General features: G+C 39.9%; 22 protein-coding genes and 2 pseudogenes. 21 read left to right on the top strand and 3 right to left on the bottom strand.

What is annotated here, in order from left to right; translation table 11 throughout:
- Positions 1-59: 59 nt before the first annotated feature.
- From ACWPWY_RS08820 to ACWPWY_RS08770, 11 genes and pseudogenes are all read left to right on the top strand, one after another.
- Positions 60-962, top strand: a complete 903-nt coding sequence (locus tag ACWPWY_RS08820) for an ABC transporter permease (protein ID WP_454191339.1) — start codon at positions 60-62, stop codon at positions 960-962.
- 22 nt (positions 963-984) lie between these two features.
- Positions 985-1,857, top strand: coding sequence for a carbohydrate ABC transporter permease (locus ACWPWY_RS08815; RefSeq protein ID WP_454191338.1), 873 nt, complete (start codon positions 985-987; stop codon positions 1,855-1,857).
- A 69-nt stretch (positions 1,858-1,926) separates the two neighbouring features.
- A complete protein-coding gene (locus tag ACWPWY_RS08810; protein ID WP_454191337.1) occupies positions 1,927-2,889 on the top strand; it encodes a sugar phosphate isomerase/epimerase family protein in 963 nt (320 codons plus the stop codon).
- On the top strand, positions 2,883-3,548 hold the full coding sequence (locus ACWPWY_RS08805) for a hypothetical protein (protein ID WP_454191336.1): 666 nt from the start codon (positions 2,883-2,885) through the stop codon (positions 3,546-3,548). The genes ACWPWY_RS08810 and ACWPWY_RS08805 overlap by 7 nt, the downstream gene beginning before the upstream one ends.
- 73 nt (positions 3,549-3,621) lie before the next feature.
- A complete protein-coding gene (locus ACWPWY_RS08800; protein ID WP_454191335.1) occupies positions 3,622-5,355 on the top strand; it encodes a hypothetical protein in 1,734 nt (577 codons plus the stop codon).
- A gap of 103 nt (positions 5,356-5,458) precedes the next feature.
- Entirely contained in the window at positions 5,459-6,031 is a 573-nt protein-coding gene (locus ACWPWY_RS08795) for a TetR/AcrR family transcriptional regulator C-terminal domain-containing protein (RefSeq protein ID WP_454191334.1), read from the top strand.
- A gap of 158 nt (positions 6,032-6,189) precedes the next feature.
- Complete coding sequence (locus ACWPWY_RS08790) at positions 6,190-6,846, top strand: SGNH/GDSL hydrolase family protein (RefSeq protein ID WP_454191333.1); 657 nt, start codon at positions 6,190-6,192, stop codon at positions 6,844-6,846.
- A 73-nt stretch (positions 6,847-6,919) separates the two neighbouring features.
- Complete coding sequence (locus tag ACWPWY_RS08785) at positions 6,920-8,458, top strand: glycoside hydrolase family 43 protein (protein WP_454191332.1); 1,539 nt, start codon at positions 6,920-6,922, stop codon at positions 8,456-8,458.
- Positions 8,459-8,632: 174 nt separating this feature from the next.
- Entirely contained in the window at positions 8,633-9,076 is a 444-nt protein-coding gene (locus ACWPWY_RS08780; RefSeq protein ID WP_454191330.1) for a manganese catalase family protein, read from the top strand.
- On the top strand, positions 9,069-9,539 hold the full coding sequence (locus ACWPWY_RS08775; RefSeq protein ID WP_454191329.1) for a manganese catalase family protein: 471 nt from the start codon (positions 9,069-9,071) through the stop codon (positions 9,537-9,539). The genes ACWPWY_RS08780 and ACWPWY_RS08775 overlap by 8 nt, the downstream gene beginning before the upstream one ends.
- A 269-nt stretch (positions 9,540-9,808) precedes the next feature.
- Positions 9,809-10,533, top strand: a pseudogene (locus tag ACWPWY_RS08770) (DUF554 domain-containing protein).
- Positions 10,534-10,628: 95 nt separating this feature from the next.
- Here the strand turns inward: ACWPWY_RS08770 and nrdF are convergent.
- Genes nrdF through nrdI form a run of 3 tightly spaced genes read right to left on the bottom strand, consistent with a single transcriptional unit; the run spans position 10,629 to position 14,079 of the window.
- Positions 10,629-11,603: a class 1b ribonucleoside-diphosphate reductase subunit beta gene (gene nrdF, locus ACWPWY_RS08765; RefSeq protein WP_454191328.1), complete on the bottom strand. Its 975-nt coding sequence runs from the start codon at positions 11,601-11,603 to the stop codon at positions 10,629-10,631.
- A gap of 45 nt (positions 11,604-11,648) precedes the next feature.
- Positions 11,649-13,733, bottom strand: a complete 2,085-nt coding sequence (nrdE, locus tag ACWPWY_RS08760) for a class 1b ribonucleoside-diphosphate reductase subunit alpha (protein WP_454191327.1) — start codon at positions 13,731-13,733, stop codon at positions 11,649-11,651.
- A complete protein-coding gene (nrdI, locus tag ACWPWY_RS08755) occupies positions 13,720-14,079 on the bottom strand; it encodes a class Ib ribonucleoside-diphosphate reductase assembly flavoprotein NrdI (protein ID WP_454191326.1) in 360 nt (119 codons plus the stop codon). Before nrdI ends, nrdE begins: the two co-directional genes overlap by 14 nt.
- A 205-nt stretch (positions 14,080-14,284) precedes the next feature.
- Between nrdI and ACWPWY_RS08750 the strand changes: the two genes are divergently transcribed.
- The 10 genes and pseudogenes from ACWPWY_RS08750 to ACWPWY_RS08705 all read left to right on the top strand — a co-directional run bounded on the left by ACWPWY_RS08750 (position 14,285) and on the right by ACWPWY_RS08705 (position 25,487).
- Positions 14,285-14,491 (top strand): zinc ribbon domain-containing protein, encoded by a 207-nt coding sequence (locus tag ACWPWY_RS08750; protein WP_454191325.1) that lies wholly within the window; start codon positions 14,285-14,287, stop codon positions 14,489-14,491.
- 200 nt (positions 14,492-14,691) lie between these two features.
- Positions 14,692-15,819 carry a glycoside hydrolase family 53 protein gene (locus ACWPWY_RS08745; protein ID WP_454191324.1) on the top strand — a complete coding sequence of 376 codons (1,128 nt, stop codon included), beginning with the start codon at positions 14,692-14,694 and terminating at the stop codon, positions 15,817-15,819.
- A 100-nt stretch (positions 15,820-15,919) separates the two neighbouring features.
- Positions 15,920-16,789 (top strand): AraC family transcriptional regulator, encoded by an 870-nt coding sequence (locus ACWPWY_RS08740; RefSeq protein WP_454191323.1) that lies wholly within the window; start codon positions 15,920-15,922, stop codon positions 16,787-16,789.
- 559 nt (positions 16,790-17,348) lie between these two features.
- Positions 17,349-18,362 (top strand): annotated as a pseudogene (locus ACWPWY_RS08735) (S66 family peptidase).
- A 144-nt stretch (positions 18,363-18,506) separates the two neighbouring features.
- Entirely contained in the window at positions 18,507-19,178 is a 672-nt protein-coding gene (locus ACWPWY_RS08730) for a VOC family protein (protein ID WP_454191322.1), read from the top strand.
- 223 nt (positions 19,179-19,401) lie between these two features.
- Complete coding sequence (locus ACWPWY_RS08725; RefSeq protein WP_454191321.1) at positions 19,402-20,856, top strand: aldehyde dehydrogenase family protein; 1,455 nt, start codon at positions 19,402-19,404, stop codon at positions 20,854-20,856.
- Positions 20,857-20,873: 17 nt separating this feature from the next.
- Positions 20,874-21,740: a methyl-accepting chemotaxis protein gene (locus ACWPWY_RS08720; RefSeq protein WP_454191320.1), complete on the top strand. Its 867-nt coding sequence runs from the start codon at positions 20,874-20,876 to the stop codon at positions 21,738-21,740.
- Between the two features lie 245 nt (positions 21,741-21,985).
- The gene (locus tag ACWPWY_RS08715; protein ID WP_454191319.1) at positions 21,986-22,663 is read left to right on the top strand and encodes a hypothetical protein; all 678 of its coding nucleotides are present in this window, start codon (positions 21,986-21,988) and stop codon (positions 22,661-22,663) included.
- Positions 22,664-22,782: 119 nt separating this feature from the next.
- Positions 22,783-23,139, top strand: coding sequence for a hypothetical protein (locus ACWPWY_RS08710; RefSeq protein ID WP_454191318.1), 357 nt, complete (start codon positions 22,783-22,785; stop codon positions 23,137-23,139).
- Between the two features lie 299 nt (positions 23,140-23,438).
- Complete coding sequence (locus tag ACWPWY_RS08705) at positions 23,439-25,487, top strand: sialidase domain-containing protein (protein WP_454191317.1); 2,049 nt, start codon at positions 23,439-23,441, stop codon at positions 25,485-25,487.
- The last annotated feature ends 166 nt before the right edge of the window (positions 25,488-25,653 follow it).

Here is a 25,653-nt window from a genome sequence, read left to right as displayed (position 1 = left end):
AACCGGAGCGCGAGAAGGTTATTGCTCTCGTTCCGGTTTTTTAGATAGGGGGAGATCAAGTGACCAAAACGGCCTACTTTAAACGATACTGGCAGTTGTATGCGCTTATTTCGCTGCCCATTCTTTACTTTGTGATCTTCCGTTACGGTCCAATGTATGGTGTTCAGATCGCATTCAAAGACTTTAATTTATTTCAGGGCATTAGCGGCAGTGAATGGATCGGCTTTGACGCTTTTCGTGAAGTTTTCGCGATGCGAGATTTTTATACTACGCTAAGAAATACGTTCATGCTTAATTTTCTTGATCTACTCGTTTCGTTTCCAGCTCCTATTATACTAGCCATTATGCTTTATGAGATCCGCTCCACATGGTTCAAAAAAATATCACAGACGATTTTGTACATTCCTCATTTTATTTCCTGGGTCATTATCGGTGGAATCGTGTATCAGCTGTTTGGCAGCCAGTCTGGTATGGTCAATGGAGTAATCGAAAGTATGGGGTATGAACCTATTCCATTCCTGACGGAAAAAAATTCCTGGCTGATCACTTATCTATTTACAGGTGTGTGGCAAAGTGCCGGATGGGGAACGATTCTGTATCTTGCTGCGCTGACTGGAGTAAACAAAGAGTTGTATGAGGCTGCCGAAGTGGATGGAGCGACAAGACTCAAGAGAATCTGGCACATTACATTGCCATGTATTAAACCGACGATTGTTACTTTGCTTATTCTTAATCTTGGGAAAATGGTCAGCATCGGATTTGATCGACCTTACATTATCGGAAATACAGCTGTAAGGGAATATTCGGATGTACTGAGTACCTTCGTATACCGTATTGGTCTAGAATCTGGTCAATACACGCTTGCTACTGTAGTGGGACTGTTCCAAGCAGTGGTAGGTCTAATATTTGTACTCGGATCTAATTATATCTCAAAAAAAGTTACCGGCGACGGGATTCTATAATATGAAGAAAAGGAGACTTAAAATGAGTGAACGCAGATCAGATAAGATATTCGATATTGTCAATATTACATTTGTTAGCTTATTTGTCCTTTTCTGCTTGGCGCCGTTTTTGCATACAATCGCGGTTTCACTCAGCTCTAACCGTGCAATCACATCCGGAGAAGTCACAATCTTCCCAATAGAAATCAACTGGGACGCTTATATTCAAGTATTTTCGAATCAAGCTCTAATTAAGTCCCTTGGGTTTACCGTTTTTTTAACCGTGGTTACTACCGTTTTATGTATGCTATTCACGATTGCCGCTGGTTATCCGCTAACAAAGAGGAACTTGAAGGGGCGCAAGCTGTTTATGTATGTGATTATCATTACGATGTTCTTTAGCGGGGGGATCATCCCTGAATATCTCCTAATTCGTGATCTGAATATGTTGAACACCATCTGGTCACTTATTTTACCCGGCTTGGTCAGTCCGTTTAATCTTATCATTCTGATTACATTCTTCAGAAACATCCCTCCAAGTTTAGAAGAATCTGCAGAAATCGATGGAAGTTCTCATTTCTATACTCTATTAAAAATAGTATTGCCACTGTCTATGCCAGTCATGGCTACACTTGGTTTGTTCTATGCTGTTGGGCGTTGGAATGGATTTCAAGATTCTCTTATGTATATTTCAAACCCTGACTTATACCCGCTTCAGTTAAAACTGTTCCAGATGGTTCAGAACAATATGGTTAGTGAATTAACACAGCTTGAGGGAGCTAACCGTACTCCTCTTACTCCTGAAAGTTTGAAGGCAGCCACTGTTATTTTCGCTACGGTTCCGATTCTCTGCGTTTATCCATGGTTACAAAAGTATTTTGTAAGCGGTGTAATGCTAGGTGCTGTAAAAGGATAATAAAGCTACATTCTTATCATGAGGTTATGAGGTGCAGATGGGCTAGAATTCATGTGATGAAAGGAGGAAATGAGATTGAATGACAAAGGAGAGTTTTCATTTTCAACTTGTTGGAATATAAAACGTCATGAGAATGGAAGAGATATGCTCCAGGAAATTGCAGAACTCGGTTTTCATCAAGTAGAGCTGAATTATAACGTGACTCGTGAAATGTTGACTACGATTGAGCCGATGATTGAACGGCAGGAGATTGCTGTGTCTAGTGTTCATAATACCTTTCCTCATATTGCTGATCCTGATTATGGTACCGATTCTGTACTGCTAGGCTTCGAGGATCAAGATAAGCGGCAGCGGGCAATTGATTTACTTGTTGGCTCAGCCGAATATACCCACCGCTACGGTGGTAAGGCCGTTGTTGTGCATCCAGGGGAGATTCCAATTCCTCTCGACATTAGTAAAGAACTGGTGCAGATTTATAACACCGAAGGGAAAGATTCTGATGTCTATCGTCATAAGTGGGAACAGTTCTCTGAACAGCGCCAGAAGCACAGTCATAAGTATATCCACAAGATCATTGAGAGTCTTTATGAGGTATGTAACCAAACGGAGTCCAAAGGAATTGATGTACGTTTTGGAATCGAGACTAGATCCAGGCCGCAGCAAATTCCTACCATATCGGAAGCAAAAACGATTATTGAGGAGCTTAAGGGAGCTCCTGTTGGTATATGGTACGATACGGGACACGCAATTATGATGGATCGGCTTGGTCTATATGATAGTGTAGTCGAAATGGAAGGTCTTATGGATGATATCGTAGGGGTGCACATCCATGAGACACTGGGTCTTAGTGATCACTGGTGTCCGTATGTGCATAGTCAGGATATGAATTTCTATGATGCTTATCTGCCGATGATCGAACGTGCACAGGTCAAAGTATATGAGCTAAAAGCAGTTTGTCTTCCTGAAGAAATACATGAAAGTCATGGGATTCTTACTTCTAAGCTAAAAAGCAGTGGACAGATCAAATGTTGAGTATGAATGATCTCAAACTAGCGCAGTGTTATGCTCCGCGGCTATATTTTGATCAAAATGAACCTTTCTTCCCTGTTCGCATTGGCGTGACCGTGTTGCATGGAGCGGGACGTTCCCCTTCTTTTAAACGTGATTTAGTCGCAGATACTGTTATTGAGTATGCTATCTATTATGATTATGATATCCAGCACATGTATGATTTGGAACATGTATGGATCTTTATTGACAAAGATGGGAACATTGCAGATGCCGAGGCGAGCTTTCACGGTAAGTATTTGAAGTCACTACTTAGGGATCGATCAAACCTGTGCGGGTCACGCGTTGGTCTTTACATTCAACCAGGTAAACATGCGTTTTCCCCCATACCTGACCTTTTTCAGTTGCTTCCCACTTATGTTTCCTGTACACAGGAGGAGGCTGGGGCTGATGGACTAATCTATGGGGACTTCTTAGATGGAAGGATAAGTACTGATCAAAGTGCCAACGACCGAATTCGCAACTATTTACAAACACATCGTTTTGAGCCAGCCCATCTATATACGGAATGGGAGTATGCAGAACGAGTTGATCTATTCTTGTCATGGGTAGAACTGTGTAATGAAATTCCTTTTCTCATTCATAGGGAATTAGAGTATCTCAAAAAAAGTAATTTAAAATAAATAGATATGCTTTCAATGATAATTGCATGGTTTTTATAACAACAGTTAAATCCTTGTCTGTGGAGGGTATCTCATGTATAAACAACTGGTAGAGTATAACGAACGGGCTGTTGAGCAAGGAAGATTACGCCAGGATTTGGACCCTATGAGCCGCTACTATGGAGGAACGATAGATCCTTCTACGGGTTTAGCATGGGTAAACCATACAACGGGTACTCCCACAGAAATGTGTTACTGGGGAACTGCGCTGGTAAATCCAGATTCCATTTATTATCGAGATGAAAAACTGCTGGAGCAACTGCTTCTAGCAACAGAATTTGTACTTCGTTTTCAGCATAGCGACGGTTCGATTTCTCCCGGCTGGACGAACTTTCATTCACCTCCGGATACTGCATTTGTTGTGGTAGGGTATACACAGTTGTATTTATTATTGGAACAACAGGATTGGAAGCCATTAGCGTCAGTTCTATCTAACATGCGTAAATTTCTGGAAGGTACGGTTCCTACCCTGCTGACAGGAGGTTGCCATACCCCAAACCATCGTTGGGTGATGTGTGCCGCACTTGCTTTTATACATAAATTATTCGGAATAGAAGAAGCAGTGGAAAGAATAGATCAGTGGCTGGCTGAAGGTATGGATATTACGCCAGACGGAGAATGGACAGAAAGAAGTAACGGAATCTATAGTCCAGTTAGTAACATTATGTTAATTCATACTGCACTGCTTTTGAATCGGCCGCAGCTGCTGTTACCAGTCAGATTAAATTTACGAATGATGATGTATCTTGTGCACCCAGAAGGCGAGATTGTCACTGATTATTCTGGACGGCAGGATGTCGGTCGTGTATATAACCTCTCACCGTACTATTTACCTTATACCATTATGGCAAAGTTGGATCAGGATGCACAATTTGCCGGTATGGCAAGTATGTCAGCAACGACTCTAACTGATCCAGGGGTTTGTTCCGCGAATGTATTGTTATGGATGTTATTGAATCCGGAAATCCAGCAACCTTTTACTATAATAGATCCGCCGCCAAGTCATTATGAAAAAATCATAAACGGAGAGTTCTTACGAGGTGACTATTTGTTGAAAATGGAGACTTCCGGTCATTACGGCCGAATTTTCCATAGTCGTCTGCATACAGACTTCGGCGCACCCATTGCCCGTATCAGAGATGGACTAACGAGTGTGACGCTGATGACAGAAACACCCTCTTTCTTCTCCCTACGTCATGGTCCAGTACGGCTTTTAGGGGTACAGATTGCCTCTTACTTTTATCCGGGGTATGTACATTTACAGGAAATGAAAAAGTTACCTGATGGATATCGATTAACAGGAGAACAAAAGAAGGGTTTTTATGGTCCTTTAGCTGAGACACTGCTGCCTGAAACATCCCGTTCATTCCTAAGCCCATGGTACCTGCTTCCCCATCAGAGCCGACCCGTAACACATGAGCAGTTATTTACTATGGAGACGGATGTAACTCACTCGGATAATTGTTGGACAATACGTATAAAATCTAGCGAGCCAAAAGAAGTAATGACTCAAATTTCATTCCTATTTGGTGATGAAGGGGATTTTGTTTCTGGAGACCTTTTGGAATTAAGCGAGGGATGTTATTGCTGGAAGGGAGATAAGCTTAAGTACACCAGTGGTACAGGTTGGGTCGAACTTACTGGAGGCGAATTAGGGCATAGAGCGCACAATGTTTCAAATACAATTCTTCAAAAAGAATGTAAGATCGTTTCCGTTAACTTAGTAACTCCTTTTGATAAAACATTTACGGTTACCTTATCGCCCTGAACCATATATAATACATTTCATAATAAATTATTGAACAGTTCATGATAAATATGTTCAATAAGTAGAATCACAGCGCGTAATTAACATGAGGTGGGTATAGGGTATGAATGAAAGTGATGTAAGAGTTATTAAAACGAAAAAAGCGCTGCACGTAGCGTTATTGACACGATTAAAAATAAGTACCCTCGAATCGATCACGGTCTCTATGCTCTGCCGGGAAGCAGGTATAAATAGAGGTACCTTCTATTTGCATTATAAGGATGTGAGTGCATTATTTGATGAGCATCTTCATTATTTGTTGAAGGATTTAGAGGATTCCTATTATGAGCCGTATCGTCATGTATCGAATCTCATTTCTAGTAATCTTGATCCTAGTACCATTCGTATCTTTCATCATGTGAAAAAGTATCAATCTTTTTATGAGATTGTGTTTGATAAACATTCATCGTTGACGTATTACTATTCACTACTGAAAAAAGTAAAGAGTTTAATACAAGACAGTATTTCAAAACATATACTCGAAGATCGAGATATCTCTTTACTAGTAGCATACCAAGCGAATGCGATTATGGGACTTCTTATCCAGTGGTGTGAAGAGGGCTTCTCACATACCCCTGAATATATGAATGAACAGTTGTCCGGCTTTTTGAAAATACAAGAAGAGGGATTGTCATAGAATAATCATCCTCAGCGTTTAAAAACTCATTGCCTCTAAGGGAGACGATGAGTTTTTTGCATTTGAGAAAATCTATCCTAGTCAAGCACAACTGGAATTCTGTACAATATAAAGATAATTATTCAAATTATACCTGATGAATGGAGAGAAGGAGACTTATGGAGAGAAAAAGTAAAACGATCTTATTTCAAGGGGACTCCATTACGGATGGGAATTGGGGACGAGATATGGACCTTAATCATATTCTTGGACATGGTTATGTATACCTTCTTGCCAGCCAGTTAGGAGCGGAGTTTGCAGATAGCCAGCCTCATTTTATCAATAGAGGAATTAGTGGAAATCGAGTCTCCGATCTGTATGCACGTTGGAACGAAGATACGATTAGTTTACGTCCTGACCTGATTAGTATTCTTATTGGTGTTAATGATGCAACGAGTCTTATTTCTGGTGATCCACGCGGAGCTACAGACCGTTTCGAACGAATCTATCACCAGCTGCTGAGCGAAACAAGAGAGGTTCTTCCTGAGACAGGTTTAGTACTATGTGAGCCTTTTATCTTACAGACAGAGTTAACATCAAAAGATTGGACAGAGCTGCGTAAAAAGACGGATGAATATCGCTCTATTGTCAGAGAACTCTCACATACATACCATACCTTATTTGTTCCTCTGCAAGGGATATTTGATCAAGCAGCAGAGAGAGTCACCCCTGAGTATTGGATGTGGGACGGAATTCACCCGACCGCTGCGGGACACGAGCTTATTGCTAACGAGTGGCTAAAGGTTGTGCAGCAAAGTGAGTACGCTATTCAATAGTGTGTTTTGATGTGCGTATAACCTCTTAAGATTACACGCTTCGATAATATCAAAAAGTAGAAGGAGAGAAAACATGAAGAACAATCCGATTATATGGGCCGATTACCCAGATCTTGACGTGATTAGAGTAGAAGATACGTATTATATGATTAGTACAACGATGCATATGATGCCCGGGTGTGTTATCCTGCGTTCTTACGATCTGATCAACTGGGAAGTAGCTACGCATGTATATGATGTTTTGGAGGATACACCTGCGCAAAGGCTGGAGGGAGATCAGCAAATCTACAGCCAAGGGATGTGGGCAGCTTCGATCCGTCATCACAAAGGGAAATTCTATGTTGTTTTTGTAGCAAACGATACGCAGAAAACCTATTTATATACATCAAGTGAAATCAGTGGCCCGTGGACAAAACAGTATATTGAAGGATTTTATCATGACTGTTCTCTTCTGTTTGATGACGACGACCGTGTTTATCTCATTTATGGTAACGCTGACATTCATCTTACCGAACTAAAAGAGGACTTATCTGGACCCAAGCCAGACGGACTGAGCAGAATTATCGTAAAAGAACCGGGAGAGTACTTCTTAGGTTATGAAGGTGCCCATTTATATAAAATAAACGGAAAATACTATGCTTTCTTTATACATATTACACCTGCTTCAAATGGACGTAGAACGCAGGCTTGTTATGTTGCCGATTCATTAGAGGGTGAATTTACAGGCGGAGAAGTTTTTAATGATGACATGGGGTATTTTAATGCCGGAGTAGCTCAGGGTGGGATTGTCGATACTCCTGATGGCGACTGGTATGCTATGCTATTTCAGGATCATGGTGCTGTAGGACGTATCCCGGTCATCGTTCCTCTGCATTTTAAAGATGACTTTCCGGTATTTGCGAAAGAGGCGCCAACACACATTGAGATCCCAAGTACGAGACCCGGGTATGAATATAAGCCCCTAATCGGGAGCGATGATTTTAGTTATGATATAGATAAGAATGGGAAAGTGAAGCTGAAAGATTTCTGGCAGTGGAATCATATTCCGAATGATGATTTATGGTCTGTGACAGACAAGCCAGGGACATACCGTATTCAATCCGGAAAAATCAGTCCTAATGTAACGTTTGCTCAGAATACACTGACGCAGCGAGCGATGGGTCCTGCATGTGAGGCAGTTGTTACTCTAGATGGCAGTGAACTACAAGACGGGGATTATGCCGGTATAGGTTTCTTAATTGGCACCTATGGTTTGATTGCTCTAACGAAAGAGGGCGGGCAATATTACTTGGTAATGATCGCTCGAGATACGGACGATAAGTCGATCTTTGGAAATTTAGTAGATACGAATCCGGGAAACATCTATGCAAAAATTCCGGTAAAAGAAAACAAAGTGACGTTAAAAGCATCGGCAAACTTCATAAACAACACGGATGAATGTATGTTCCACTACTTGGACGGCGAGAGCTGGAGAAAGCTTGGGATTACACATCATATGGTGTATAAATTGGATCAATTTATGGGATGCCGTATTGGTTTGTTTTTATTCTCTACCGAAGAAATCGGCGGAACGGCTGATTTTTCTGATTTCAATTATAAAGTATTAAATTAACACGTTCTATCAACGAATGAGAGCTCCGGTTAGAGGGGCTCTTTTTTTTGTTTACTACCATTTTATTTATTTTTATAAACCAACAACAAGAAATGACAAAAAAACCTGTCCATGCATAACGTGCGAGTCTCGCCACATAACATGAATCAAAGAGCAATTAAGGAGGAAATAGGAATGTTTAAACGAGTAGATCGTCTTGCCATTGAATTACCGCTTCCCCTGTCTTCAGGACCGGATCCGAACGGTGCGAGTGCCGTTCAGGAACTGATGGGTGGACGCTTCGGGGAGATGTCGACCTTGAATAATTATATGTTTCAGTCCTTCAACTTTAGAGGGAAATCGAAGTTGCGCCCGTTCTATGATATTGTAGCGAGCATTACAGCAGAAGAATTTGGTCATGTTGAGCTTGTAGCAAATACGATTAATATTATGCTTAGCGGTACGACATCCCCAGGAGATCCAGATACAACGCCGCTACGAGTAGGTAAAGATGCACGGATGACATCTCATTTTTTTATTGAGTCTGCACAGACTGCGCTTCCGTATGATTCCATGGGAAGACCCTGGAACGGGTCGTATGTGGTAAGCGGGGAATCTAATATTCGATTTATTGCATAATTTCTTCTTGGAATGCGGAGCGCGTACACATAAAATGAGAGTGTATGAAATGACAGATCATCCGGCGGCTCGGGAAATGACCGGATATTTACTTGTGCGTGGCGGTGTACATATTTTGGCTTATGCGAAAGCACTTGAAATGGCAACAGGAGTCGATGTAACCAAGCTATTCCCCATACCTAGACTCGATAATAAAGTATTTGATACGACAAGAAAGTGGGAAGCGGCCGGCGAACATCGAAGACTTTACACATTCAGTGATAAAGACTATCAGCAGATTGCCCAGATCTGGAAAGGGGTTCATCCAACAGATGGGGGAAACTTGAGGCATTTGCGGGACTGCCAGGATATAGTGGACCCGTACCGGAACTGCCGGATTTACCTGAAGAAGAATGCACCTGGGATCTCTGCTGAAGATCTTATTCAAATAGCGGAAAGGTTAAAAAGGTCAGCAGGTTTATAGTTTAATAAAGATGAAGATTATATCTAATATATGTAATAAACGATGAATGCCGCATGACCGATCAGCGCGGCTTTTTTAGTTCTCAATGACAATATTAATTGTTCCACAAAATTGTAGTTGATATAATTATATTTATTGCTACAAAGGAGGAGAACAACGACTAATACCTAAGTATCAATCTAGTATTGCTGAGAAAGATATACATAGTTATAGGGGGCTATTAGTGATTGCTTGTTATTAGAACTTAGTAAGAGAGGAAAGAGTATGGAATGCATTTACCCGTAGGTGTTATTGTTAATTGTTTGACCGTTTTAGTTGGGGGATTAGCAGGTGCTTTATTAGGAAATAAAATACCAGAAAGATTGCGAACGGCGTTACCCTTGACACTGGGATTAGCCTCAATGGTCATGGGGATCAGCTTAACTGTACAGTTAAAAACGTTGCCTGCCGTAGTACTATCTTAATTTTAGGAAGCATAATCGGTGAAATCTTTAAATTAGAAAAAGGGATTGAGCATTGTGCTACCCTTGTTCAGAAACCGATTAACAAAATTTTTAAGGATACGGGAAGAATTCAAGATCCAAATATATTTATGGAACAATTTGTGGGTATAGTAGTTCTTTTTTGTGCTAGCGGCACCGGTATTTTTGGAGCTTTCAATGAGGGGATGACGGGGGACCCATCGATTCTATTAACCAAGTCATTTCTTGATTTCTTTACCGCAGCGATTTTTGCAACTGCTCTTGGTTTTATAGTTATGACCATTGCCGTGCCCCAATTCTTTATACTTTTAGCTTTGTTCTTGAGTGCAAGTTTCATCGTACCTATGACGGATGCAACGATGATTGCAGACTTTTCAGCTACTGGCGGAATTATTATGATTGCTACAGGTTTCCGTATTTGCGGAATAAAATCATTCCCTATTGCAAACATGCTGCCAGCGCTCTTGATTGTTATGCCGTTATCTCATTTTTGGGTTGCAGTAATGGGTTAAAGTAAAATAAAAGAAACCCATGTCTTGAAAAAGACGGGGTTCCTTAATCAACTCAGCCCGTTCTTTGTAAAGAACGGGCTGAGTTTTTTTATTTCTTATTTATCGAATTCATCAAAATTGAAATCATCATCTGTCAGCGGTTCTACTTTCAAAGCACGAATATAACCATTTCCTTTTTTGGAGAAAAAGTCATGCTGTTTAGTGTGAGTGCTAATCCCATTTAACACAATCGGGTTCACTTCTTCGTCTTCAAATAAAGGTTCAAAACCGAGGTTCATCATCGCTTTGTTCGCATTATAGCGCAGGAATACTTCTACATCCTCCACTAAATCAATAGGAGTATAAACCTCTTTCGTATATTGCAGCTCGTTAAGATGAAGCTTTTGTAACAAATCGACTAGATTCTGATATAATTCTCTTTGTTCTTGTGCATCTAAAGAGGCATAGATTTCCTGTGCTAACACACCTACATATACACCGTGAATACTCTCGTCACGTAGAATGAGATCAATGATTTCCCCGCTGCATGTTAGTTTTCCTTGCCCCGCTAAATATAGCGGATAGAAGAAACCACTATAGAACAAATAGCTCTCGAGCAGGACAGAAGCGCACATCGCCATATATAAATCTTTTGAGGTTTCTATACTTGTGTAGTACTCACGAATGATTTCTGCTTTGGTTTGCAGATAAGGATTCTCTTCTACCCAGCGGAATACTTGATCGATTTCTTCCGTCGAAGCCAAGGTTGTGAAAATACTGCTGTACGACTTCGCATGAATCTGCTCCATCATCGCCATAAAACTAAGGACGGCTTTACGCTGCAGCCCATCAACATGCTCCATGATCTGAGGCATACCAACGCCCCCTTGAATCGTGTCCAGTAAGGTTAAACCTCCAAGCACTTTCATATAAGCATCTTTTTCAGTATCACTGAGCGTTACCCAAGTCATTTTGTCATCGGATAAAGGGATTTCGTCATCGGTCCAAAATTGCATAATGTTCTGATTCCAGAACATAAGTGTGAATTCATCATCAGCTCGATTCCAGTTCACAGCTTGAATTGCCGTCATTTTATATCAAACTCCTATCTTAATAGCTCTAAAAGATCATTACATTTATATAGAACAAGCAAGACATTCTTCCATCGTTAGCTTGTTGGTACGTGTATAATACAGAGATTTGAGCCCTTTATGAGCAGCATAGAGGTAGCACCGAGCCAAATATCTAGTCGATACATCACTGTTCACATGCAGTACGGTCGAGATACCTTGGTCTACGTGAGGCTGAATTTCTGCAATCAAGTCAATAACTTTGAATTGATCCATCTGATATGCCGATTTGTAATAGAAGAGATTATCTTTTTGCAAGTACGGCATTGGATAATAAGTTGTTGAATTTGCATAGGTTCGTGTCTCAATCTGCTCTACGATCGGCATTACACTAGATGTTGCGTTTTGGATATAGGAAATGCTGGCTGTTGGAGCAATAGCCATACGATACGCGTGATAGAGACCGTGTTCCATAACCTCAGACTTTAGTAGTTTCCAATCATCCGGAGTAGGGATGTAGATTCCGTTAAATAACGTTTGTACTTTGGATGTTGCAGGTCGGTAATCGGTGGTTAGATAACGGTCGAAATAGACACCCGTTGCATAATCAGATTTTTCAAATCCATAGAAGGTCTGACCGGTTTGCTTAGCAAACTCCATACTTTTCTCCAAGGAATGATAATTCATTGTCATGAAGAAAGTGCGTACAAAATCTTTGGCTTCCGTGCTTTCATAAGCAATCTTGTTTTTAGCAAAATAGCCGTGAAGATTCATTACACCGAGACCGACAGAATGCATTTCAGCATTTGCTTTTGCGACACCGGGAGCATTTTCAATATGAGTCATATCGCTGACAGAGGTCAGTGCAATCATACCTTCATGAACCGATTCCTTGAGCTTGCCGCTCTCCATAACATTTACAATATTAAGGGAAGCAAGATTACAGCTAATATCTTTACGAATAATGTCGGGTTGTCCGTAGTCCGTAATTTCAGAGGTCTCCTGCAACTGGAAAATCTCTGTACAGAGGTTTGACATTTTTACTTGTCCGACGTTTTTTAGCGGGTGGGCTTGGTTGGCGTTTGTTTTATTGACGATATACGGATAGCCGGATTCAAGCTGAACCATCGCTATTTTGGTCAGCATATCGCGTGCGCCCATGACTTTTTTCTTCTTCACACGATCGTCAGCCAGCAGCGTGTCATACATCACGTCAAGATCCATATCATCCAAATGAACTCCATAATTCTTATATACACTGTAAGGAGCAAACACATAGAGCGGCTCATTATCTTGAGCGAGCTTATAAAACCGATTTGGAACAATAAGTCCGATTGAAAGTGTTTTTAGACGAATTTTCTCATCTGCGTTAATTTTTTTGCTATCGAGGAACTCCATTACATCCCAGCCGAAAATATTATAATAGGCTGCTCCCGAACCTTTACGTTGACCCATCTGGTCTGCGTAAGAGAAACCATCTTCCATCAGTTTCAGAACAGGTGTAATTCCTTTTGCAGCACCTTCAACACCCTTAATAGCTTCGCCACGAGCACGAAGTTTGGATAGGTTAACCGCAACACCGCCGCCAATTTTGGACAACTGCATACAAGTGTTCAGTACATAGTTAATCGAGTTTAGTGCATCATCCATTTCAAGCAGGAAGCAAGAAACGAGTTCACCACGCCGACTTTTCCCTGCATTTAAAAATGTGGGCGTTGCAGGTTGAAGGCGTTGCTCCATCATCGAACGAGACAACAAACAAGCCGTATCAAAGTTACCTCGTCCCAGATGAAGAGCCACCGCCGCTACACGATCAGCATACGATTCAAGATAGGTTTTTCGGTCACGGCTTCGAAGTGCATAGTCTGTGTAGAACTTGGATGCTGCCATATAGGAAGGGAACTGGTACCCATACCCGTGTGTAATTTCAAATATGGTTCTAACTTCATCCAGGGTATAGAGAGCATAAAAGTCTTCATAATAATCATGTTCAATCATATATTTAATCTGCTCATCGATGCTTTCAAATTGCAGACTCTTACTTTTTACTTCTTTCATGAATTCCTCTACAGCTTCCTTGTCTTTATGTAATTGAAAGAAGCCATCAGAGTCACGCTGTAGCAACATGTTATTTAATTCAATATGACGCAATGCGGTTCACCTCTTGTTTAAAATATTCAACATCACTTTTTGTCCCGGATAATTCGAATTTACTAATAACAGGAACGTTATAAGATGCGGATATCAAATCTGCACTTTTAGCAAAACGTTCACCCCAATTGCGGTTACCGCTGGCAGCAACGCCGATGAGGTATTTAGCGTTTTTTTGCAAAAAAGAAGACACCTTATCAGGTATCTGACCAAAACCTGTTGTATATGTGACGAGTACGTACGGTTCATCAATCGTCATTTGATTCTGAATTTGAACTGCCGGAAGTGAAAGCTTTGAAATGAATCTTTTTACATTTCCGGTCATGGAATCATAAACAATTAGCAATATCATGATCCTCCTTGTTATTAAAAAAAGTAATAATTTTATACTATATATGGACTTTATTTATAATTTTATATCAATATATAGAATTGTCAAATGTTTATGAGAGTCACGTATGACTCTTTATTCCAGATTTCCAAGACAAAGATTGGAACCAGAACTTCCTGTATTTCGTATTCCTAATTAAGTAAATAGGAGGCGATTTTAAATGAGTGGAAGAGGCTGTTTTAAATGTGGAGGTATGGAAGCGGACACCAAAGAAGTAGCGATGACAGGCACTGGATTATCAAAAATGTTTGATATACAAAATAATCAATTTATTGTAGTTTACTGCAAAAATTGCGGGTATTCCGAATTCTATAATAAAAAATCCTCGAAGGCTTCGAATATCATCGACTTCTTCTTCGGTGGATAAATCCTAAATAAGGAGCTTGAAGTTATCGATACCTAAAAAGGACGTTCTAGAGGGTCTACCCTAATAGATCGTCCTTTTTATTTTTCAACACCCTGTTTTCATCATATTCTTATACGAATCACCCATCGTTTTTTATATATCCTCACTACTGAAAACGCTTTATAATTTTTGGTATATTGTTAATAGAAGGGAAGATCTTTATGAATGATTTATATGTTAAAGGTGTAGACATTTCTATGCTGAAAGAAGTGGAAGATCTAGACGGGGCATATTATCTAGGTGAGGAACAAAAAGACTTATTCGAAATTTTACAAATAAAAGGGCTGAATACGGTCAGATTGCGTTTGTGGGTGAACCCATATGATGAAGAAGGCAAGCCATATATGGGCGGCACAAATGATCTGGAAACGACGATTGAACTGGCAAAAAGAGCAAAAGCACACGGAATGCAGTTTATGCTAGATTTTCATTACAGCGACTTTTGGGCAGATCCTAAGAAACAAGACAAGCCAAAGGCTTGGCAGTCTTATACAGGTGAGAGGTTGGAAGAGGAAGTTTATCGCTATACCAGGGAAGTGCTTGAAGTATGCAGACTGTGTGATGTCATGCCGGATCTGGTACAAATCGGGAATGAGACAACGAACGGCATGCTTTGGCCAGAAGGTAAAACACCTACCTATGTTCCTGAGAAGCAAAGTTTTGAAGAAACAGAAGCGGCGCAGTGGGATAAGTCGTACGATTCACTTGCGGCACTATTGAAAGCAGGGGTGCGGGCAGCAAGAGAAGCAGGACCTGTGAAAATTATTTTGCACCTGGATGCCGGTGGGCAAAATGTATTATACCGCACATGGTTTGATGAAATGAGTAAACGGAAGGTAGATTATGATATTATCGGGTTATCTTACTATCCGATCTGGCATGGTGGTCTCGAAGATCTGCAGTTTAATTTGGAAGACATCAGTACTCGCTTCAATAAAGAGGTGCTTGTAGTAGAAACGGCTTATGGCCATACGACGGAAAGTTTGTCGGGAGCAGATATTTTCACAGAAGAAATGTCCAAGATTGCTGGATATCCACCAACGGTGGAAGGTCAGGGGCAGTTTCTTCAAGATCTGATGGAGACAGTCCGTAAGGTTCCTGACGGAAAAGGTCTCGGTATCGTATACTGGGAGCCGGCCTGGTTGCCGGTAAAAGGGACGAGCTGGGCAAGTCTAGCGGGTATGAAATATGGCAACGATGTTTCCGAAATGGGAAATCATTGGGCCAATCAAGGATTGTTCGATTTTGAGGGTAAGGCGTTAGCTTCATTAGATGTATTCCTCAAATAAAGGAATATCAGAAAGCCGAGTATAGAGTTTTTGGCTCTTTACTTGGCTTTTTTTGTTATCATATGGAATAGTAAAGGCTTTATTGAAGGAGGAGGGTAAGGTGAACTGGGGCGACGAGAACCGAAGATGTGTATTTAATACAATAGAGCGCTCACTTCCACTATTTGTTGAAACGATAGGCTATAGTGCGTGGGAACGGATATTTACACGAACGGACGGATACCCGTATTATCACTGGCTCTTTACTTTGGAAGGGGAAGGAAGTATGGAAATGAGGGGAGAACGATTCTTGCTGACATCAGGTCAAGGAGTCCTGCTCACCCCATTCACACCTCACTCCTATTCCCCTGCATCGGATCGATGGGTAACTGTATATATTACATTTGGCGGCACGGCTGCTGAGGCCATACTGAACTCGCTTGATATGAATACTTCAGCCATTTATTCCATCGCTTCAGAAGGCGCTTCTTTCGTATCTCTCATGGAAGAAATGATTCATAAAGCGGACTGGGATACGGAGCTCTCTGGAATGGAATTATCTACAGCACTATATCGTTTTCTTATGCTGCTAAGAAATTACGGTATGCGTAACGAACAGCCCTCGCTTTCTCAGTATTATGATAAACTTCGTCCCGTTGTGCGATGGATGGAACAGCATTTTTCATCGAACGTGGGGCTGGCTGAGATGGTGGAACAAGCGAATATGAGTGTTTCGTACTTAAATGAGCTTTTTAGGGATGCGTTTGGCATGAGTCCATACTCTTACCTAATTCATCTGCGTCTTCGCCAGGCTAAAAAAATGATGATCATGAATCCTGATAAGACTCTTAAAGAAGTGTCGGCACAGGCTGGATTTAACGATGTGAGTCATTTCGTGGCAACGTTTCGAAAGAAGGAAGGGATTACGCCTGCCAAATACAGAGAACTACATATTTCTACGGAGAGAACAGATGAGAGAAATAGAGTATGAATGCCTAAAGATCATAACGACCAAGGAGTATTGATGAAAAACGAAAATATTCTTTTCCATTTTCTAATTCAACCTGATTGGTTTGTTTTTTATCTTTGTTCCATTTTGCCTTCATTTATTTTTGGATTGGTATTGGAGAAGAAATGGTTAATACAAAAATCGTAGCACGGCAGGTGTTGAAGAGGGGAACTAAGGTGTTGCATAAATCACAATCCGAAAAATTCGCTTAAAGAACCAAGTGATTAATTGAATTGAATAAACCAAAAAGCAACCGATATAGCCGGTTGCTTTTTTTGTGAATTTTTCGCACAAGGTTAATTCTTGTTTTTTTACTCTTTCGGGGCCAACCTACTATCTATATTATTATTTCAACATATGAAAAATTCACAATAACAAATCCAATATCGCTTTCTATCTACTTCTTCTACAACCAACCTTTTTTCGTATTTATCTCATTAACTAGGTATTAAAAAATAAGAAAACATATTATTCTAAAAAAAGATAGATTATAATAACGGAAATTCATAGTTTTTTTAAAAATAAAAATTGGAGGAATCCGATGATTCAGTATCCATTCTTAGAAAAGGGGACGACCATTGGAGTTACTGCTCCTTCATCAGGAGTTGAGAAGACATTACATAATCTTCTTGAGCAGGCAGTCATTCGTCTAGAGGCGAAAGGATACCACGTGGTGTGCGGTCAAACGGTGTGGACTCAGCATAAAGCAAAATCCGCACCTGCCAGCATACGCGCAGATGAACTGAATGATTTTTTGCAGAATGACAAAATCGGCATGATTTTTCCGCCTTGGGGTGGCGAGTTACTAATTGAGATCGTGGATAAAATTGAATACGAACGAATTCAGCCCAAGTGGATCTTGGGTTACTCAGATACAAGTGTGTTACTGCTGGCTGTTACGCTTATGACAGGGATTGCTACAGCGCACGGTCCGAATCTGATGGATATAAGAGGAATATGCTCCGACGAAACTACTGATAAATGGGAAACGGTTTTAACAACACGGCCGCGTAAAACGAATCAGCAATTCTCTTCAGAACGATATCAGAAGGAATGGAAGCATGAGAAGCCTTCACCCTGTATCTTTGAGTTAACAGAACGTACAATGGAAGACCATATCAGAATCTTCTGTAACTCTGCGCGGTCGTTTACTTGGTGGGTGCATTGATGTCATCCGGCATTTGATAGGGACTCCTTATGGTGATGTGCAAACATTTCAGCGTCAGTATATAAATGGTGAACCTATTCTTTGGTATTTAGAAAATTGTGAACTTAGTGCAACGGATCTTCGCAGGTCTCTTGTTCAAATGAAATTGGCAGGTTGGTTTGCGCATTGCGCGGCATTTTATTTGGACGAAGCCATGCGAATAATCCAGTAGAAGGTTATGATGAACGAGATATATACGAAGAAATTGCAGAAGAACTGGGGATCCCGGTCGTTTACGATATAGACTGTGGGCATATGCCACCTCAGATCACATTGGTGAACGGAGCAGTAGCCGAAGCCCAGGTGAGGAATGGCAAAGCTACAATCATACAGATTTTTGAACCATAGGTCTTGGTCGTATTTGTTAAAATACAAATATATCCAATGTTCTTATTGCATTCGTAAGAAAATTCGACAATAGGACATCTTACTCGCTCAAATTATGTTAAATTAGAAATATGAATTATAAAAATATGATAGGTGTGGTGAATCTTGATTTTTGAAAAAGTTATATTGAACACTCACGAATTAAAAGATTTGAAAACATTCTATGTCCATACCTTAGGATTAGGTTTAGTAAAAGAAGATTCCCTTTCGTTTACAGTAGCCATTGGAGAAACAAGACTTACATTTATACAGGCAGATGAGCAGGCAGAGAAACCTTTTTATCACTTCGCAGTGAATATTAATGAAGACAAATTCAAACTTGCTAAGGCACATCTATCAGAACGGGTTACTTTGCTAAAAAGCGAATCGCAAGATGAGTTCGAGTTTGAAAGTTGGAACGCTCATGCTGTTTATTTTTGTGATCCTGCAGGGAACATTGTTGAATTTATCGCCCGCCATAATATCAAAAGTAAAAGTGTTTCTACCATTGAATTTACGAACGAAGATATTCTATGTGTAAGTGAAGTAGGATTACCCGTTCCTAATGTTGAAAGTGTGGTCTCTGCATTAGAAGCGGACATGAACCTGCCTTTATGGAAAGGGGATCGCTCCATATTTCAGCCTGTCGGAGATGAGCATGGATTGTTTATTGTCGTAGTTACAAACCGGATCTGGTTGCCAACGAGTGAGAAAGCTACCGTCTTCCCGATAACCGTTAAAATTAAAGGTAATGATAAAAAGTACAAATTCTCAAATTTACCTTATCAAATTATTTAAATAGAAATACATACATGAATAGATTACCCGTTCATCGAGAATGAGTAATTAATTATGATTAAGTCGCCATCCAGGCGGCTTTTTTAGTACCTATACAGCAGCTTCGAGTTAACGTAATAAGTTATCAATTTCAAATTATTAAAAAGTAAAGCTTAATAACCTCGAGCGATGTGTCGATATATAAATAATACTGTCATAATAGAGTTTACATAGGAGGAAGAAAATGCAATTTACAGACTTAGGCAAACAATTTATTAATGGGGAATGGAGAGATGGTAGAAGCGAAAAGACGTTATCTGACATCAATCCATATAATGATGAGGTTATTACTACATTCCATATCGCGAATGTCGCTGATATTGATGACGCATATCAAGCAGCGCACCAAGCAAAACTCGAATGGGATAAGGTTAACGCATACAAAAAAAGAGATATTATAGAAAAAGCAGTTACATATATTGAAGCAAACGAAGAAGAGATTACATCCCTGATCATTCAAGAACTGGGTGGAACACGGATGAAAGCAGCATTTGAGATTGGCTTAGTGAAAAATATGATTAAAGAAGCGGCTACATTCCCGCTTCGTATGGAAGGCAAGATTTTACCTTCTACAGAAGATGGGAAGGAAAACAGATTGTATCGAATTCCAGCAGGAGTAGTGGGAGTAATTAGTCCATTTAACTTCCCATTCTTCTTGTCCATGAAATCCGTAGCACCAGCACTTGGTGCCGGTAATGGCGTAGTATTGAAACCGCATGAGGATACACCAATTACGGGTGGAACTCTAATTGGTAAAATCTTTGAAGAAGCGGGATTACCAAAAGGTCTATTAAATGTAGTTGTTACCGACATTAAAGAGATTGGCGATGCATTTGTAGAACATCCAATACCGAGAATTATCTCATTTACTGGATCGACAAAAGTCGGAAGTTATATTGGTCAACTGGCCGTTAAAAACTATAAAAAACCACTGCTTGAACTGGGCGGAAACAGTGCCTTTATTATTTTAGAAGATGCAGATATTGATTATGCGGTACAAGCTGCGACGTTCAGCAGATTTACACATCAAGGCCAAATCTGTATGTGTGCGAACCGAATTGTGGTACAGAACTCCGTTTATAAGAAATTTGTAGCTAAATTCAAAGAAAAAGTCGCTTCGTTAACGACAGGTGATCCGAGTGATCCGCAGACGGTAATTGGTCCGGTTATCAATAATCGTCAAGCAGAGACACTACAAAAACTAATAGCAAAAGGTATTGAACAAGGCGCAGAACTTCTCGTAGAAGGAAAAATCACGGGCAGAATGGTGGAGCCGACCGTTCTCATTAATGTGAGAACAGATATGGCAGTAGCTCAAGAAGAGTTGTTCGGTCCGGTAGTATGTATAATTCCGTTTGACACGGAAGAAGAAGCAATTGCAATTGCTAACGATACACCGTTTGGACTCAGCGGAGCCATTCATACGTCCAATGTTGAGCGCGGGGTGGAAATGGCGAAGAAAGTTCACACAGGCATGATTCATGTCAATGATATTACGATTAATGACGAGCCGATTGTAGCATTTGGCGGCGAGAAACAATCAGGTATGGGCCGTCTGAATGGACAATGGAGCTTAGATGAATTCACTACGATGAAATGGATTTCAGTCAATTACGGACAAAGAAGTTTTCCATATTAATGGGTGGAGGAGATAGCATGAATCAGATATCAGAAGATCACACGCAGCACGAGCTGATTAGAGCTTTCGTAAAGATCGCACCCCTACTGAAAAGTCTAACGAATGATGACATTACGATTGGGATCTATGATACCGAAAAACTGCTCATTAACATTCCGGGCAATACATTCTCCTTGAATGTTACTCCTGGCGACCCTTTGGTAGAAGGAGATATTGTAACGAACGCCATTCGAAATAATACAGATCTTTCCGCGGTTGTTCCAAAAGAGTTATTTGGATTTCCGCTTGCTGCACGTGCGATACCACTGCGTGATGAACAAGGGAATGTTATTGGCGGTGTTGGGATGGGGACTAGCTTAGAAAAAGCGAATAAGCTGTTTGAAATGGCAGAAAGTTTCTCCGCTATTGTCGAACAGACTACAGCTTCTATTGAGGATATCAGTCAGTCGGTAACTCATCTTAATGATCGAGTAAGCGGGATAACAAGCCAAATGGATGACGTTAGTTCTAGCGCGCAGCAGATAGGTAAGATCTCTAGTGTGGTTAAGGAGATATCGGATCAGAGTAACATGTTAGGGCTTAATGCAGCTATAGAAGCAGCAAGAGCAGGAGAAGTGGGTAGAGGTTTCTCTGTCGTAGCCGACGAGATACGAAAACTGGCGACAAGTTCTAAAGAGAATGTGATTCAGATTAATGGCATCACGAAGAACATTCAAGATCTTCTGATGTTATTAAATCATGCTTTTTCCGATATCCACGCATTAACAGATACGCAGGCAATAACGATTAGAGAATTCTCAGCAACAATTATGGAGATAAGCAACAAAGCCGAGGAACTAGCACAAGTTGCTCAAGAAACACTTTTCACAAAAGAAAACAAATAAGTGTTCTTAGCACTCTTACATTATGTTATGGAATGCAATGATTATCGAATGAAAAGAGGAAATACAGATTTCTGTATTTCCTCTTTTTTTATTTTCACGATGCTTATGAGCTTTGTAGTGTAACTTTACGAAATATTTTGTGTTAGATTAAATGAGCGATATGTCAGTATTAACAAGAGTAAGTATGATCTTGACCTGACCTTGACCTTTAGTTAGTAAGGAATAATGTATTTGGAGGCGGAGATATGGAAATTTTTAAAAGATACAAACGATTAATTTGGATAATAACCATTGTTCTTCTTAGCGTACTCCTTTTCTTTATCATGTTTCTCAATGATCGACCAGGCGGGTTTTCAGATTATCGTACATCCAAGGCTCTAGGAATGACGAGTTCAATCAAGATTCCACTTGGCAAAACTCCGGAAGAGGCTGTCCAGAAATTTAGAGGGAATGATTCACCTAACCGAGTCATTTATCAAGAAACTGTTGAAGAGGGAGTGCTCGTATTCACGAATCATCCCGAAAAAGAGGATACAACGAATCTTCAGGTGGAGTTTGTAAGGAAAGCAGGGCTCGGATGGAAATGGGTATGGGGCGGAGGATTTGGTTCATCAAAATCAAATGCTGCCCTTATTTATATGAGTATGGCTGGACTAAATGATATTCCGACCCCTTTTCCCTTGATCTTTGGGAATGTTTTGGACCCATCAATAAAGAGCATAACTGCCGAGAACAATGAAAGTGGAGTCATTAAGGCAAAGCTAATCAATATTGATTCAGATAAAACAATCTGGTTTGTGTTAATCCCTTCGGCAGTTGTTCCTCCTATAGAAATTAAAGGATTTAACCAAAAAGGGGAACTCGTAGCTGATGGAATCATTAATACTTTTGATGATAGTAATAACATAGAACTCATGCGCTGATGTAATCAAATCCACGACACAGAATTTACACTTAATAAAGAATAATGGTGACTGGAAAAAAGAAAGCAAAAGTATATATTTGTATTATAATACCATTAAAGGGCGATGAAGGAGGAACGATGAATAAATATGCGGGTTTACATGTTCTTTTGGGGGTAGTTGTGATTTTATGCTTTGTGACGATTGAAACTTTATGGCCTGATCTAAACTATAAATTGCTGATTTATCTAGGCCTCGTAGTGGCAGTATTGTTTATTATTAAAGGTCTCTTTAAGAAAAATAAAATATCCTACAAAATGAGCACTTCCATTTTATTCATATTTCTAGCGGTTACTGTTGTTTCTCAATTTATATATTCTAATGTAGTTTTGGACAAAGGATTTTTTGATAACGATCATATTATTTTTATGGGGGTAATATATCTCCTGATTTGGATGCGTTTGTGGTACATGAATAAATCAAAACAGCAAGTTTAAAAGGAAACCTATGATAATTACTCACACTTTTGAGCTTATTATATTTTAGACAATCGGGAAGAAATACAGAATCTGTATTTCTTCTTTTTTATATTCAAATCTCTTATAAAGGCGACGTTTAATTAGGATAAATGGCTAGAAGTTTTCTTGCTTGATATATGCTAGTAATGATTATTCATTCCTATTTCATGTGGCGAGTATTTTGTTATGATCAAATTATGAATGGGAGAGAGTTACTCGTTCTGAAGCGTATATCTTTTTGCGGCTAATTCAATTAATCATGATACTGGAGGGATTTGATGAAAAAAGCTTCTGCCGTTTTAATGATTATAATTTTGCTGACGTTTCTTAGTTTACCAGAATCATCTCAGGTTCATTCTGCTTCAAATAACGAAGTTATTCAAGCTAATGATTTGATATTCTCCTCTACTAATCACTTGGGACATGATCTATCCTCTGAGTTGACGATGAACAATCTGTGGAGTTTGAACGAAGGTTCAATCGCAGTTCGGTTCACTCCTTCAGCAACAACCACAATACAGTCTTTGTTCAGCATCTCCAATAGCGGCACTTCCACTCCCAATACTCATTTTCAAATTTATATGACAAACAACAAAATAGGATTTGAGATTCGTAATCAGACAGGCGGAGACTATGAGAAAAAAAGTGTAAGAGTTCCTTTAGTTAATAATAGGGAACATGCCCTAGTGTTAACAGCGGATCATGCGAATGGATATCGCATTTATTTGGATGGTAAATTAGTACTCGATCATGGACCGGATGATTGGACGAATACTCGTGGCTATGGATTTTTCAACGTAATTACAAATGCAAACTCAGCAAAAATTGGTCTAACGGAGAGAAACGGGGCAAATGCCAATAAATATCCATTCAGTGGAACAATTAAAAAATTCAAACTCTACAATACCGTTTTATCAAGTGAAGAAGCTATCGCATTTACTCAGCCTTCCAGCGCTAATCCCGTTCAATCATCACTGTTATTTGATGAGGAAGATTGGAATTCACCAGCATTTCGGATTCCATCATTATTAACTACAAGCAGTGGTACGACTTTGGCAGTAGCAGACATCCGTTATGGAGACAGTAATGACTCTCCTAATAATATCGATATTGGAATTCGCCGTAGCTTTGATGGAGGGAATACCTGGACCGATCCTAAGTTAATTTTAAACTTTTTAGATTACCCTAATGCCCCTACTTCGCAGTTAACGAATAGTGCTTCTCTCATTGACACGGTAATGGTCGAAGGAAATAATGGTCGGATCTTCCTCTTTGTTGATGCTTTTAAAGGGGGAGTGGGTCAGGCTAACTCGATAAATTCGAGCGGCTACACAACGATAGGGAATAATAAACACTTAACGTTAGTAGATAGTTTAGGTACTAAATACTATAAGAATGACATGAACCAAGTAATAAATGCAGCGACCTCTGCTATTACGGATTATACCGTAAATGATCAGTTTGAATTGCTCAATAATGGAAATGTTGTCGGGCATATTTTTTACAAAACATCGCCACTGACGGTTGAGGCAACCTCTTTTGTTATGATGATTTATTCTGATGATGAAGGGGCTACTTGGTCAAACCCTAAAATAATGAATGACAGTATCAAGACAGAAGATATGAAGTTTTTAGGAGTATCACCTGGCATAGGCATACAATTGAATAATGGGGATCATGCAGGACGATTGCTCGTCCCTGTATACTATACATCTACACTTAATACAACGGAGTTTAGTGCTGTCATATACAGTGATGATAACGGGGGGAGTTGGACTTTAGGCGAGTCACCCAATGATGGTCGAACAGGTGGCTCACAGAAGTTACATGAGTCTCAGTTAGTAGAAATGCCGGATGGACAGGTGAAAATGTTTGCCAGGACTCTAGGAAAAACGGCGATTGCTACAAGTTTTGATGGCGGTATGACCTGGGATGATCAAGTAGAACTGTCCTCTATTCTTGTCATGAGTACTTCGAGTGGATGCCAATTGTCGATTATTAATTACAGCGGATTAATAAATGGTAAACCAGCCCTCATATTTTTAAATCCAGCAGCGACTACTCGATCTAATGGAACTATTCGTGTTGGTGTCATTGAAGAGAACGGTACTTATTCTAGTAGTGATCCAAATAAAAATAATAGAATGATCTATTCCTTTGATTGGATTGCTAGCAAAGTAATTCGTACTGGTGAATTTGCATACTCCAGCTTAACTGAGCTTCCGAACGGAAACATTGGTATTTTGTTTGAGGAAAATAATACGAGATTTACCTTGGATCATTTGGTATATGAAGAGTATACGCTCAGCACTTTATTGCAACAGTAAGCTCGTAGCTGCTGTGAGACTATGAATAATATATGTACCTCGAAATCATGCAGAGGACATATGCTACGCTGCGATGCAGGGGGAATTCCCTGTATCGTTTTTTTTATATAACGTATAGACATATCTTTTAATCTCTTGTATTCTAAATTCATTTATTTAGATAGAT

It is taken from the genome of Paenibacillus sp. Marseille-Q7038 (assembly GCF_965111595.1).
Note: the sequence above shows the minus strand (reverse complement) of the source record. Positions and strands in the feature narration are given on the sequence as shown.